10 protein-coding genes are annotated in these 14,069 nt (G+C 41.3%); 3 read left to right on the forward strand and 7 right to left on the reverse strand.

Features of this window, described 5'->3' with window-relative positions:
• From E4S40_RS16955 to E4S40_RS16975, 5 genes are all read right to left on the reverse strand, one after another.
• Positions 1–1,083 (reverse strand): efflux RND transporter periplasmic adaptor subunit, encoded by a 1,083-nt coding sequence (locus E4S40_RS16955; RefSeq protein WP_135077123.1) that lies wholly within the window; start codon positions 1,081–1,083, stop codon positions 1–3.
• 19 nt (positions 1,084–1,102) lie between these two features.
• Positions 1,103–1,885 (reverse strand): alpha/beta fold hydrolase, encoded by a 783-nt coding sequence (locus E4S40_RS16960; RefSeq protein WP_135077126.1) that lies wholly within the window; start codon positions 1,883–1,885, stop codon positions 1,103–1,105.
• 130 nt (positions 1,886–2,015) lie between these two features.
• Positions 2,016–3,077 carry a DUF481 domain-containing protein gene (locus E4S40_RS16965; protein WP_135077129.1) on the reverse strand — a complete coding sequence of 354 codons (1,062 nt, stop codon included), beginning with the start codon at positions 3,075–3,077 and terminating at the stop codon, positions 2,016–2,018.
• 2 nt (positions 3,078–3,079) lie between these two features.
• A complete protein-coding gene (locus tag E4S40_RS16970) occupies positions 3,080–4,135 on the reverse strand; it encodes a DUF481 domain-containing protein (RefSeq protein ID WP_135077132.1) in 1,056 nt (351 codons plus the stop codon).
• Between the two features lie 76 nt (positions 4,136–4,211).
• The gene (locus E4S40_RS16975; protein WP_135077135.1) at positions 4,212–7,478 is read right to left on the reverse strand and encodes a TonB-dependent receptor; all 3,267 of its coding nucleotides are present in this window, start codon (positions 7,476–7,478) and stop codon (positions 4,212–4,214) included.
• Positions 7,479–7,820: 342 nt separating this feature from the next.
• On the opposite strand from E4S40_RS16975, the gene E4S40_RS16980 reads away from it, so the two are divergent.
• The gene (locus E4S40_RS16980; protein ID WP_135077138.1) at positions 7,821–8,510 is read left to right on the forward strand and encodes a lysoplasmalogenase; all 690 of its coding nucleotides are present in this window, start codon (positions 7,821–7,823) and stop codon (positions 8,508–8,510) included.
• Between the two features lie 7 nt (positions 8,511–8,517).
• Here E4S40_RS16980 and aspS read toward each other — a convergent pair whose 3' ends face one another.
• Positions 8,518–10,275: an aspartate--tRNA ligase gene (gene aspS, locus E4S40_RS16985; protein WP_135077141.1), complete on the reverse strand. Its 1,758-nt coding sequence runs from the start codon at positions 10,273–10,275 to the stop codon at positions 8,518–8,520.
• Between the two features lie 251 nt (positions 10,276–10,526).
• Here aspS and E4S40_RS16990 point away from each other — a divergent pair, with 251 nt between their 5' ends.
• On the forward strand, positions 10,527–11,840 hold the full coding sequence (locus E4S40_RS16990) for a M23 family metallopeptidase (protein ID WP_135077144.1): 1,314 nt from the start codon (positions 10,527–10,529) through the stop codon (positions 11,838–11,840).
• Between the two features lie 89 nt (positions 11,841–11,929).
• Entirely contained in the window at positions 11,930–12,661 is a 732-nt protein-coding gene (gene rluF, locus E4S40_RS16995) for a 23S rRNA pseudouridine(2604) synthase RluF (RefSeq protein ID WP_135077147.1), read from the forward strand.
• 53 nt (positions 12,662–12,714) lie between these two features.
• Here the strand turns inward: rluF and E4S40_RS17000 are convergent.
• On the reverse strand, positions 12,715–14,069 hold a 1,355-nt coding region (locus E4S40_RS17000; protein WP_135077150.1), incomplete at its 5' end, for an OmpA family protein.

The following is a 14,069-nucleotide window of genomic DNA, read 5'->3' on the forward strand; positions in this document are numbered from 1 at the left end:
TTAATTGATTTGGGTGTATTCTAGAGGCATACCCTCTCTCGCCTGCAAAATTCCTGTAGCTAGAACCAAATCCCCTTCCTGAAGACCACTGACTATCTGAACCTGGGTATCGGTACGTGTACCAATCTCCACAACTCGTTCTTCGGCTTTGTTATCAGCTCCCACTACGTAAACCTTATACCCCTGAAGTTCCGGAATAACGGATTCTGCGGGGACCATGAGTGCATTTTCTGTTTCTCCCAACACAAATCGAATTCGGACATACATTCCCGGAAGAAATTGATTATCCTTATTAGGACTTTGAGCTCGAAGCATCATCGTCCGAGTGGCTGCATCAATCTGCGGTTCAAAAGCATATACTGTTCCCTCAAATTCAGAATCAGATGCTTCATTTGAGAAATAAATTGGAGAACCAATTTTTACCAGATTGGCATATCGCTCTGGGATAGAAAATTCGATTTTGATTGGATCAATATTCACAATGTTTGTGATCACGTCTGCTGTTCCAATGACGCTTCCTTCAGATACCTGACGAAGACCAAGAATTCCGTTAAATGGAGCCCGAATGATCCGCTTTGCTAATTGAGCTTCGACCAATTTAATATCGGAAACAATGGTATTGTACTGGTTTAGAGCGATATCATATTCTTCCTGGCTAATCGCCTCCCGAGCTAATAATTGCTTTTGGCGATTTTCCTGGGTTTCGTACAATTTTTGGGTATACTGCAAGCGCTGATATTGTGCCTGAAGTTCATCATCATCTAAGTACAGAAGCGGCGTACCCTTGGTGACATATTGGCCTTCCTTGAAGGCAATTCGTGTGACCAAACCGGAAACCTCTGATCGCAGATTGACTGATTCATTCGCCAAAATACTTCCCGTTACTTGTAGCTGATTGACCAATGTCTCCCGCTTGAGCTTTACCACATCCACCGGCAGAGCACTTGGCTGACCGGGTCCCGCACCGACTGAGGTAACGGAATTATCATTGGAGCTTCGCTGATCCAATCTTGGATAGATTACTGCCGCAATGATCACCAAAGCGATCACAACAAATAGAATAATCTTCGTTTGTTTTTTCATGTAGAAAAGTGCTGAATAATTAATTAAGGCTTTTCAAAAAAGCCATTGATAGCTGATTAAATTCTTGAGGGCGCTCAACATTGACCACATGGCCACATTGCTCAAGCACCTTTAGCATAGCATTTTTATGCTCTTTTACAATTTGAATCACCGGTTCCAGAAACATGACATCCTGATCTCCCATCACATATAGGGTTGGGATTCGGATATCAACTTCTTTGAAATATCGAAGAAGCGGATTGATATCCTTCGTCAGTTTAAACCACCGGATGAATTCCTTTTGGCATAATTTCTTAGCTTCCCGAATGAATAAATTCCTAGATTCAGAATGCTGCTTTCGCGGCAAAATAATATAGGCGAACAGTCGGTATAGCCACATGTACGGAATTACCTTCTTAAAGGTATTTCCAAGAAATACTAAAACCCGGGATTTTATCGTCAACCGAGTCACAGCCCCTGCCAACACAAGGGATTTTACTCTCCAAGGCTCCATTTCGGCAAGCTGTCTAGCCAAAATTGTCCCCAAAGACACCCCCATAAAATGAGCTGGAGGCATTTTCAATTCATCCAAAACTTCAATGATATCCCGAGTTACATCCTCAAAAGTATATTCCTTTTGATAGATGGCCTGGGGCAGATTGGTAGACTTTCCATGACCCCGAAGATCAATCAATAGGAGATTAAACTGCTCCTTAAAGTCCTTAATCTGCTTATACCACACTGCAGAAGAGCCTCCGGCACCATGGACAAAGACAACCCATTCCTCAGAATTTGGATTTGGATATGTTTTGTAATGCAACATGAAGGCTAAACTGATGAATACCTAGAATGGTTCTTACTACACAAAATTAACGAGGAGAATCGGTCTATTGTGTAAAAATGATACTGGAGGCAAATGCCTTCGACTAAAGGAAAAAAAGAAGGATTATACGCTAAAAAATCCAACCAATTGTGGTTTGAATGATATAATCGGTCTTAGAAGCCCCTTCTGTAGGTTGATTGTCATAATTGACTGATGTTCCTAATTTCAAATACAAATCATCCAATAGATCGTATTTGATGTCAAGTCTGAAATCAGTTCGTACCCGGTTTGCTTCTGTGAAACTGTTAAAGAAACTAAGCGTGGAAATAATATCAAATACGCTAAAGTCCTTAACCTCAAATTGCGAGGTAAAAACCCCTTCTGTACTTGTTTGAATTGTGCTTAACTCTTTAAACTTTTCCCGGTTCAAATTTACCCCACCAATGAATGACCAAGTGGCTTTATTGGAATAGACCAAAAATTTTCCAAAACCTACTTTGTAGCCAGTTCTCAAATCCAAAAGTTGTTGAGTATTGCTTAGAAAACTGACTAGCCCCATCACAAACCATTCTTTAGGTAAATAGTAAAGACCTACCATACTCGCATCATAACGATAGATAGGAATGGTTTCCTTTTGGATGGACCGAATTCCATTAAAATATTGAACCAGCATAAATCGGTTACCATTGTATCTGAGGACATCTCGCAGCGAATATTGCCTCAGGTTATTTGCCTTTGCAAGGTTAAACCCAATCCCGATTTCTCCATCAATACGACTTTTTATGCTTTCGCTTATTTGGTAAAATTGGATAATATCTTCCCTAGAATATCTGAAAAAATCGCCCGTTTTGATCCCATATTTTGATTGTTGTCTACGAGTGGGATGAGTTATTTTAAAATTTAGGGAATCTCCTTCAAATTGATTGATCTCGGCTTCAATGTGTCGGCCATTTTCCAATGATACCAAAAACGATTGGTCACTTTTAATATTGGAGATTTTTGAAAAGTTGACCTCAAGATTTTTCTCTGAAAAATCAACCTTCAAAACCAATAGACCACGCTCCATGCTTTTGATCTGCCCGACCAAAACAGTCCCATCAACTAATTGAAGGGTGTCTAAAGGAGAAGTCCATCCAATAAAGGGAACAATAAAAACCAGTAGAAATAGACAACTTCTTCTGATATGATCCATTCTTAAAGGCTCCAGCCTATAGTTGTTTGGAAGATATAATCAAGGCTTGAAGCTCCAGAAATCGGTCGGTTATCGTAGTTGATGGTCGTTCCTAAGTTGACATAAAAATCTTCCAAGAATTCATACTTTACATCAAGACGGAAGTCCGTTCTAAAGCGGCCTTTATCTGTTAGGTTTGGATAAGCAAAGACTGATGACAAAAGGGTTAGATCACCAATATCATACAGATTGAGCTCTGAGCCAAAAAATGCTTCCCCAGTCCTTCTTCCGGGAGTATCATCAAAATAAGTTTCATTGTTCAAGTTGGCTCCTACTTGGAAGCCCAGATAAGACTTGTTGGTATGCACGAGGTACTTACCAAATCCGACTTTATTACCCACTCGTGCTCGAATCAACTGTTCGGTGTTAGATAGATAGGTAAAATCATACAAAAGGAACCAGTCTTTTGGAAGAAAATATACGAAGGAGATATTCGCATCGGTTCTTTTTGTGGGTTCAACTTCATCTTGATTTGATCGAATATTGTTGAAAGAGGAATTGATTTTCCATCGATCTGCCAAATAACCCAAACCACTTCTAATATTAAATTGACGAAGATTGTTGGCTTTGGTCAAGCTCCAGCCCAAGTCTATACTAGCTGATAATCGACTCCAAAATCCATCATCCAGGGCATTCATATAAACTATCTCACTGGATGTGACGATTTGCTCTTGAACTTGTTGGTCCTCTTCTCGTTCACCCTTTTTGATTCGGATCAGGGCTGCCGGGTCTACATAGCGGATTAAAAAAGTCCCATCTTCAATCGTGCTAATTTTCCCATTTAATCGTGTGCCATCTCTAAGGGAAAAAAGGTATCGAGTATCTGATTTAATATAAATTAGTTCATCCCATTTAATCTTAAAATCGCTATCTGAATAATCTGTTTCAATTTGGATAACTCCACGATTCATGGATTTGATTTCTCCTACAATTACATCCTGATTTTTAAAGATCAAAGAGTCTGTTTGGGCAAAAGAAACTATGGGAATAAAAAAGATTAGGAGTAGAAAATTTCTCATGATTACAGTCTTCTGTTTCCTAAAAATAAAAAAAGCACCTCGATTGAGGTGCTTTTCTGATTATTTATTCAACATCTTAATTGAAGATGTATCGAATACCTACCTGCATTCTCCAAGTATCACCAAGGGAAGTAGTGTTACGGAAGGTTTCGGTTGGGAAGTCAGAAGTTCCCGGAATAGTGTTCAATCTATAAACTGGCTCGCCCGCATCGTTTCTTCCTCTGTAGTTCAACAGATTATCTTGGAATGCAAACTTCTGGATACCCCACTCAGAGTTGAACATATTACCGATATTCAAGATATCGATGGAAAGCTGAAGCTTGTTCTTCTTATCACCGGTAAAGATCAAATCCTGAGTGAATCGAAGATCGAATCGGTTAACAAATGGTCTTAAAGCGCCATTTCTTTCAGCAACAGAACCTCTGTTTGCACTTAGATATTCATCTTGATCGATGTAAGCGTCCAAAAGAGAAGCTTGCTCAGCAGCTGTGATAGTTCTTCCTCCAAGAGTAAATTCTTGGAAGTTTAACTCATTAGCTGAATTTGGAATGTACATCAATCGGTCAGATGCATCTCCAAAGTTTCCAGAGTAAGTATACGAGAAACGACCTGCATCAGCACCTTCATAGAACAAGGTGATAGTAGATGTTTCAGTTTGGTAAGAAATCGTACCGATTACACGGTTTGGAACATCAAAACCAGCAAAACTTAACTCAGGGTTGTTTCTGTCAGACTGTACAGTAGCTGGCCACAAAGAGATCGCCTGGGAACCACCAGCCGCATCCAAATCTTGAGATCTTGATCTGGTATAAGCTACCATAGCAGAGAAACCATTCTCAAACTCCTTCTGCAATTGAGCAGTAATAGAGTAGTAGTTGGCATTTCTTCTTGCATTTGTCAAGTAGAATACGTTTCTGAAGTCAGGATCGTTAGAATAGCCTCCATCCCAGAAAGGACGCTGATCCGGACCGTTAAGCGTTCCATCAGGAGTACGCACTACAGGATTGTATGCGATAGGAGTAGAAACATCTCTTGAGTAAATGAATTCAGCAGTACCAATGATTCCGAATGGAAGGATTTGGTCAACAGCCAAGTTGGTTCTCCATACCTGTGGAAGTTTAAAGTTCCTATCCGTCAAATTCAATTCGTTAGATAAAGTCTGACCTGGATTCTCAGGATTTCCGAAAGTAACATCAGGGTTGAATACATAGTTTGGCCCGAATGCTTCAGCAACTTCATCACCTTCATATCCAAGTCCACCACGAACTACACCAGATCCATTTACTTGGTTAGAAAGCCATACAAATGGAATTCTACCGGAGAAGATACCTGTACCACCTCGAACCTGAGTAGTTCTGTCACCTTTGGCATCCCAGTTGAAACCTACTCTTGGAGACCAAAGAGGATTTACTTTAGGGAAAGTGCTCACGTCTGGAGTAATAGTTCCCTCAGGAGTTTCGAAAGTCTTATTCAAGTCATCCAACAACTCATTACGAGGAATGTCGATTGGATAGAATGGGAAGTCAACACGAAGACCACCAGTCACTTTCAACTTAGGAGTTACTTGGTATTCATCCTGTACATAGATACCAAACTGGCCAAAACGAGTCTGATCCGTAGGAGGTGTTGTAGATCCGTCTAAGGCAAAGCTTTTTGAGAAGGCTTCGGGATATGCACCTGGAGTTCTATTGATTACAGATTCCACGAATGAATCATAACTTGTAAATCGGTAAAACCCATTAAAAACAGGGTTAAATGCATTATCAAACGTCATGTATTCGAAGTTGGCACCGAATGTATAGGTATGCTTACCCTTATAAAGTGAGAAGTTGTTGGTTACGTTAAAGATGTTGTTTTCCAACAAGTTACCTACAGTAAACAATTCGTTACCTACAGAAGTGTAGTAAAGCAAGTTACCGGAAGCATCTGGCTCCAAAATCTCGATGAATGGGAAAGCCTGTCCTCCTGGGATACCACGCTTAGGATCCGTGATGGAAGTGAAACCAATGTTGAACTGGTTTGACATATTAGCACCGATTCTAGAGTTCAATTCCGCTACCCAAGACTGCACATTTCTGTCATTAGTGTAGTTTGTGTTACGGAAGTTCATCGCCTCAATACCCGTTCTGGTAGTATTTCTGTAACGAGTAGAAATGAATCGGATAGAGTTTCCGTTGGTTCGCACGTCTGTGAAAGCCGTGTAGTTGTTGTATCGAACAGACAATTTGTGATTGTCATTGATATTAAAGTCCAATCTAGCATTGAAACGCTCTTGCTCAGAGGCAAAAGGATAGTTTTCGTAAGGTCCAGTTTCGTACCCATAGAGAGAACGCAGTTGATTACTGATGAAATCAAGATCAGAAGCCGGTACTCTTGAAACAGTCAAACCATCAGGCTCCAAACCTGGACGAGCTGCTACTTTAGTATAACTAGGTACGGCTTCGGTTTCTGTTTCATATGAAACGAAGAAGAACAATTTGTTTTTGATAATTGGACCACCCAAACGGAATCCCATGATTTCGTTTTTGGAGTCATCTACTGGCAATCTTGTATCACCTACTTTATCACCAATCATTTGATCGTTTCTTAAGTAGTAGTAAGCAGAACCCGAAAATTCGTTAGTACCTGACTTCGTAATCGCGTTAACAGAAGCACCGGTAAAACCAGCCAAACGAACATCGTAAGGAGCCAAGTTAACTTGAACTTCCTCGATAGCATCCAAAGAGATAGGGTTGGAACCAGCAAATTGTCCAGAACCCAAACCGAAGTTGTTGTTGTAAATGTTACCGTCAATAGTATAGTTGTTGAATCGGCTAGAAGTACCAGCGAAAGAAGTACCGTTTGACTGAGGAGTCAATCGAGTAAAGTCGTTGATATTTCTGTTGATAGTAGGAAGCGCATTGATTTTGTCAGTAGACAAGTTCAATCCAGCACCAGTCTTATCTGCATTCATGATAGCATCTTGGCTGGCGATAATTTCAATTGCTTCCAACTCTAATCCGTCAGAGAGAGTTGCATTCAAAGTGTAAGTTTGGCCTAGACCAAGTACGATGCCTTCGAAAGTTCTATCTTCGAATCCTACGAAGGTAATACGTACGGTGTAAGGTCCACCAACACGCATGTTTGGAAGTACAAATCGACCTTCCAAGTTACTCACTGCCCCATAACGGGTACCTGATGGCTCGTGGGTTGCTACAATGTTAGCACCAGGAAGGGATTCTCCGGAAGCATCCGAAACAACACCTTGAATACTGGCTGTCGTAACACCCTGTGACATTGCCCATGTGCTGCTCAAAGCTACAAAAAGGACTGTCAACAAGTTTTTGAGTAAATTTTGCCTCATATTTATTTGTTTTGGTAAAAGTTGGTTGATTCAAACATGCCGCAAAGGTAGATTGCGGTGATTTTAATCGGGGGCAAATAACGTTAATTTTTTGCTGATTCTTTTCACAAAAATTAACATTATCTTAACATTAAAACGAAACCATATTCTGTTTCATTTTGGGTTTAACCCATTCAATAATCTTTAATTTTGAATAAAATAAATATTTAAAATTTTATTTCATGATATAGAAATCTACTAAAATTTATTTTTGAAAAGCTATTTTGAATTTCAATTGTATTTTTTTCAAATACTCATTTGCGATAGCTTTATATTTGATCTATATCAAAACTTACTGGAACCTTGAAAAACAAAAACATCTTTTGGCTCTACCTTTTCCTTTTCGCCTCTTTAGCCGATATGGCTTTAATTATCAAGGACTTTCCAGGTATGCGAATCTATTCCAAACCATTGATAATCACAAGTTTGATCATTTATTTTTACAAAATCACCAAGCCTGTTTCCTGGACCTTACTTTCTAAAGCAACACTGGGGGCTTTGGTCTTCTCTCTTTTAGGAGATATTCTTCTTTTGTGGAATCAGCTATTTATTTATGGATTGGGAGCATTTTTTATTGCTCAGGTATGCTACATCATCGCCTTTAAAGTGGCTCAGCAAAACCCTAATCGTATTGCAGGGGTGAATTTCATCCGCACTTTTTTCCTAAATCTGCCGATTTATATCATCGCTGCCTTTATCTATTACCTGATTCATCAGAATCTCGGTTCTTTAAAAATCCCCGTGGTCGTGTACATCATTGTCATCGTTTCGATGTTGAGTACTGCAAGGGAACGATTCAAAAAGTGTAATCCCGATTCTTTTTGGCAGGTATTTATTGGTGCCAGTCTCTTTTTTGTTTCAGATGGCATCATTGCCATCAGTAAGTTTTACAGGGACTTTCAAGAATCGGGAATACTTATTATGGGGACTTATGTAATCGCCCAATTATTAATAGTCATGGGAATACGATCCCATTTAATCCGCCCAGAATGAAAGCTACTTAATCTGCTTTCACATCCAATTTGATGGATAACTCTTCCAACTGATCATTGGAAATTGGGCTTGGAGAGTCGATCATCACATCTCTTCCAGAGTTGTTTTTTGGAAAAGCAATGTAATCCCGAATGGAATCAGATCCTCCAAAAATAGCGCAGAGTCTATCAAAACCGAAAGCAATTCCTCCATGTGGCGGTGCTCCATATTCAAAGGCTTCCATCAAAAACCCAAATTGTTTTTGGGCTTCTTCTTCTGTAAACCCTAGATGTTTAAACATCAACTGCTGGGTAGTCCTATCATGAATTCGGATGGAACCTCCTCCTATTTCTACTCCATTAATGACTAAATCATAGGCATTGGCGCGCACCGCTCCGGGATCAGTGTCCAATAACGGAATGTCTTCAGCTTTCGGTGAAGTAAATGGATGGTGCATTGCGTGGTATCGATTCGTCTCTTCATCCCACTCCAACAAAGGAAAATCTACCACCCAAAGCGGTTTGAAAACAGAACGATCGCGAAGTCCCAAATCCTCACCCATCTTCAACCGGAGTTCAGAAAGCTGTTTTCGGACAGTTTTGGCATCTCCGCTTAAAACAAGCATCAAATCTCCAGGCTCAGCTTGGAACGCTTCTGCCCATTGTCCAAGATCGTCTTGACTATAAAATTTATCTACGGTAGACTTCAGGCTTCCGTCTTCATTGAATTTGACATAGACCAAACCTTTTGCGCCTATTTGAGGACGCTTTACCCAGTCGGTCAATTCATCCAATTGCTTTCTAGTGTAGGAACCAGCTCCTTTTGCACAAATACCAACTACTAATTCTGCCTGATCAAAAATTCCAAATCCTTTTCCTTTTACCAAGTTATTAAGCTCGACAAACTGCATATCAAATCGGAGATCAGGCTTGTCGTTTCCATAGAGACGCATCGCATCGGCATAAGTCATTCGACCGACTTCTTCCAATTCAATGCCTTTTACCTGCTTAAACAAATGACGGGTTAAACCCTCAAACATGGACAATACGTCCTCCTGGTTAACAAAAGACATCTCACAGTCTATTTGCGTGAATTCAGGCTGACGATCTGCTCGAAGATCTTCATCACGGAAACACTTCACAATCTGGAAATACCGGTCAAAACCCGAAACCATTAGCAATTGCTTGAAAGTCTGAGGGGATTGAGGCAAGGCGTAAAATTCTCCTGGATTCACGCGGCTTGGAACCACAAAATCCCGAGCACCTTCAGGGGTAGATTTTATCAAAACAGGGGTTTCCACTTCGATGAAATCTTGCCCATCCATGTACTTTCTTGTTTCCTGCATCATTCTGTGTCGAAGCTGCAATTTTTGCCTTACCACATTTCTTCTTAGATCCAGGTATCGATATTTCATTCGGAGATCATCTCCTCCGTCAGTTTCATCCTCAATCAAAAATGGAGGAATCTTGGCAGGATTTAATACTTCGAGTACCTCTACCTTGACCTCAATATCTCCGGTAGGGATTTTATCATTTTTAGACGTTCGCTCAATGACAGTCCCTGTAGATTTTATCACAAACTCTCGCCCCAAACTTGCTGCTTTTTCCAACAACTCTTTGGGAGTACTTCCTTCCTCAAAAATCAATTGCGTCAATCCATAGCGGTCGCGAAGGTCAACCCAAATAAGCCCCCCTTTATTTCGTACTCGCTGGACCCAACCAGCCAATGTTACTTTTGTGCCTACATGTTGAATTCGTAATTCGCCGCAATTGTGAGTTCGATGCATGGTTACATAAATTTTGAGCGTCAAAGATAAGTAAATGTCTTATTTGACTCCTCATTCAAATGCTAAGATTCCCTGATTCCAGATAAGAATATAAACCGTTTCACGTTTTTAATAGAAAAATCAGGAAAAAGCTTCTCAACTATTAGAAATTCCACTTATAAGGAATGGTTTTTGATTACAAAACTTGAAAAACACGCATATTTTCCCTTCATTCGGGAAAATCTAACATCACCCCTAAAAAGAATTACCCAATGACAAAAAAATGGACAGGCTTAGCAGGTATTGCTTTAGTAATTTTTGCAGCCTTCTATTTCTTAAAACCTCTGGGATCAAACTACTCCGATTCATGGGAGGATTCGCTTCTTCAAGAAGATAGTGTACAAGTAGATGATTCTAAAAAGTATTTGTATGGGATTGATGTAACAGGATTAAATATAATTGAGGGAACAGTTGAAAAAAATCAGACACTAGGAAGCATTTTAAGTCCTTTTTCGGTGCCCTATCAAATTATTGACGAGATCGCTAAAAAATCTAAGGAAGTTTTTGACGTTCGTCACATTGCGTTAAATAAGAAGTTTACGATCCTTACTCCATCAGATTCTGCACAGGCTAAATTTTTTATTTATGAGCCAAATCCTGCTGAGTATGTAGTATTTGACTTGGATAGTTTGGAAATATACCGTCAGGAAAAACCAGCTGAGTATGTAACCAAGCAAGTGGGCGGAACGATTAAAAATTCCCTTTATGTAGATATGACTGCTCAGGGAATTGGACCTGATTTAGTGGATTTATTTGCCGATTTGTACGGTTGGTCAGTTGATTTCCAGCGACTTCAAAAAGGAGACAAATACAAAGTTGTTTATGAGGAAAAATTGATTGATGGAAAATCTGTAGGGGTTACCGAAATCAAATTGGCCTATTTTGAACACATGGGTGAGCCTTATCATGCTATCCCTTTTGAGCAAAATGGGGAACTCAATTTCTTTGATCAAAAAGGAAACAGTCTGAAAAAAGCGTTTTTGAGAGACCCTTTGAAATATTCCAGAATCAGTTCTCGATATAATTTAAATAGATTTCATCCTGTTCAAAAACGATATAAACCTCATTTGGGGACAGATTATGCTGCTCCTAGGGGTACTGAAATCCGAACAGTAGGTGATGGAACTGTGGTGGAAGCCGGATATTCTAGAGGGAATGGCAATTATGTGAAAATCAAACATAATGGTACCTACACTACCCAATACCTTCACATGTCTAAAATCGGAAGTGGAATAAAAAAAGGTGCTCGGGTTAGACAAGGTCAGGTTATTGGCTATGTGGGAAGCACAGGTTTGGCTACTGGTCCACATCTTTGTTTCCGTTTTTGGAAGCATGGGAAGCAGGTGGATTGGTTGAAAGAAAAAATCCCACCATCAGAACCTATTTTGGCTGAAAATAAAAGCGCTTTTGAAACCATAAAATTCGAAGCAATCAATCTTTTAGCGGGAATCCCGATCAGCAATTCTGATGAGAAATTGATGGCCAATGAGTCAAGCAATACTACTTCTGGAGTCTCAGGAGAATAAGGCCATTTGGACATTTCTTTCTATCAAAGTTAAGTTTCGCTTTTTATCAAGTATTGGGTTGGTTTGAATCAATCCTAAAATTCATTTCCTTGAAAGATCATCAACCTATTCGTATCAACAAATACCTAAGCGAATCAGGATATTGTTCTAGGCGAAAAGCTGATCAACTCCTCGAGCAGGGAAGAATAAAAATAAATGGTAAAATACCTGAGCTTGGCACAAAAGTAAATCCCGGTGACGTAGTAACAGTAGATGGAAAGCCTATTGGAGCCCCATTAGAAAAACACGTTTACATTGCTTTCAATAAACCTGTAGGCATTGTTTCTACCACTGATACCAAGGGAGAAAAAGATAATATCATTGAATACATTAATCACCCTCAGCGGATTTTCCCAATTGGTAGGTTGGATAAGGATAGCGAAGGTTTGATTTTTTTAACCAGTGAGGGAGACATTGTCAACAAAATCCTTCGTGCACACAATAATCACGAAAAAGAATACATCGTAACCGTCGATAAACCAATCACTGATCGCTTTATTCAGAGAATGTCAAACGGGATTCCTATTCTCGGAACAGTCACCAAAAAATGTAAAGTTGAACGAATCAGTCAACGGAAGTTTCGAATTATTTTAACACAAGGTCTTAACCGACAAATTCGAAGAATGTGTGATTATTTAGGCTATTCAGTTAAGCAACTGGTACGAATCCGAATTATGAATGTCCACTTGGATTTAGGCACTGGAAAATGGCGGAATTTGACAGATAAGGAGCTTTCCGAATTGAGGATACTTATTTCTGAAAGTTCTAAAACTCATGAATAAAAAAAGGGACCTGTTGTAGGTCCCTTTTGTGTGTTTGTTTATGTTGACACCTCTTACATGGTGTCCACTTTCTTTCTTCTTCCGGTGTAGGTGAAGGCTGACTTGCCCACCCGCAACTCGGTCCGTCGGTTCAGCTGGTGCATCGCCTCGGTACAGGTTTCGGTGTTGCAGTCGTGCACCGGACGGGTCTCCCCGAACCACTGGTGCTCCATCCGGTTCTCCTCGATGCCACGCTTCATCAGGTATTCCATCACCGCATCGGCTCTGCGCTCGGACAGGCTCTGGTTGTACTCCTCGCTGCCCCGCTGGTCAGTGTGGCCCTCAATGTACAGCATCAGGTTCGGCATCCGCTTCAGCATGATCGCCGTACGCTCCAGCTCCTTCTTGTGCACGCTTCTCAGCATCGCCTTGTCAAAGTCGAAGTAGATCGTCGGGATCTGGCTGATCTCGTCCTGAAGCATCTCAAACAGGTCCTCCGGATTACAGAAATCCTTATCCTTTAGCTCGGCTGGGATGTCATATTGCACGGTCGGATCAGGGAAGGCTTCCAATACCAGCTCCGAACGTCTGTTCAGCTGGTGGTTTGCCTCCGAACACGGTACCCCGTTGCCGCAGTCATTGACCAGCTGGCTCTCACCGAACCACTCCAAGCGGATCCGGTCGGCCGCGATGTTGTACTGTGCCATGTATTCGGTCACCGCCTTCGCACGGTTGTTGGATAGCTTGATGTTATACTCATCCGATGCCCTGGAGTCCGTATGGGACGCCACCAACAGATCCAGGAAGCTGTATTTCTTCATGATCTCGGCAATCTTGTCCAATGCGGGCTTCGCATCCTCGCGGATCGCAAACTTGTCCAGGTCGTAGTACACAATGTCCACATATACCGGCAGCTGGTACGGAATCGGCATCAGCTTGTACTCACGCTTCACCGTATCCCCCTCAAAGCCCTTGGTCGTGATCGAGTTGTCGGTCACCGAGAAGTAACCCGGCTTGCTGATGGTCAGCGAGAAGTCGCTCTCCGGCTCCAGTTCGGCCGTCAGCTTACCCTGGTTCATCTGTGTCGATACGCTGAGTCCCTGCGTATTGTCACGCAAGTTCGCCATGTAGCTGTCGGTCATCACCACGCCCTCGCAGTCGATCACCCGTGCCAAAAACTGCTTGTACATCTCCTCGATCAGGTACAGGTCGTCCAGACCCATGCCCCCCTTCCGGTTGGATGCCAGGTACACGTCCCCGTTCTCCAGTACCCGGTAGCCGAAGTCATCGGCCAAGGTATTGATCGGAATCCCCATGTTCCGCACATTGGACACCGCTCCGTTGCTGTAGCCGGCCTCGTACACATCCATGCCTCCCACCCGCGGATGGCCCGTGGAAGAGAAGTAGAACTTGTCGTCTTTTCTGAACG

This window comes from Algoriphagus kandeliae, assembly GCF_004571135.1.
Taxonomy (GTDB): Bacteria; Bacteroidota; Bacteroidia; order Cytophagales; family Cyclobacteriaceae; genus Algoriphagus; species Algoriphagus kandeliae.

Bases quoted from the DNA above. Each gene is read 5' to 3' on its own strand.
- E4S40_RS16955 (WP_135077123.1), bottom strand. From the start codon at position 1,083: ATGAAAAAACAAACGAAGATTATTCTATTTGTTGTGATCGCTTTGGTG.
- E4S40_RS16960 (WP_135077126.1), bottom strand. From the start codon at position 1,885: ATGTTGCATTACAAAACATATCCAAATCCAAATTCTGAGGAATGGGTT.
- E4S40_RS16965 (WP_135077129.1), bottom strand. From the start codon at position 3,077: ATGGATCATATCAGAAGAAGTTGTCTATTTCTACTGGTTTTTATTGTT.
- E4S40_RS16970 (WP_135077132.1), bottom strand. From the start codon at position 4,135: ATGAGAAATTTTCTACTCCTAATCTTTTTTATTCCCATAGTTTCTTTT.
- E4S40_RS16975 (WP_135077135.1), bottom strand. From the start codon at position 7,478: ATGAGGCAAAATTTACTCAAAAACTTGTTGACAGTCCTTTTTGTAGCT.
- aspS (WP_135077141.1), bottom strand. From the start codon at position 10,275: ATGCATCGAACTCACAATTGCGGCGAATTACGAATTCAACATGTAGGC.
- E4S40_RS16990 (WP_135077144.1), top strand. From the start codon at position 10,527: ATGACAAAAAAATGGACAGGCTTAGCAGGTATTGCTTTAGTAATTTTT.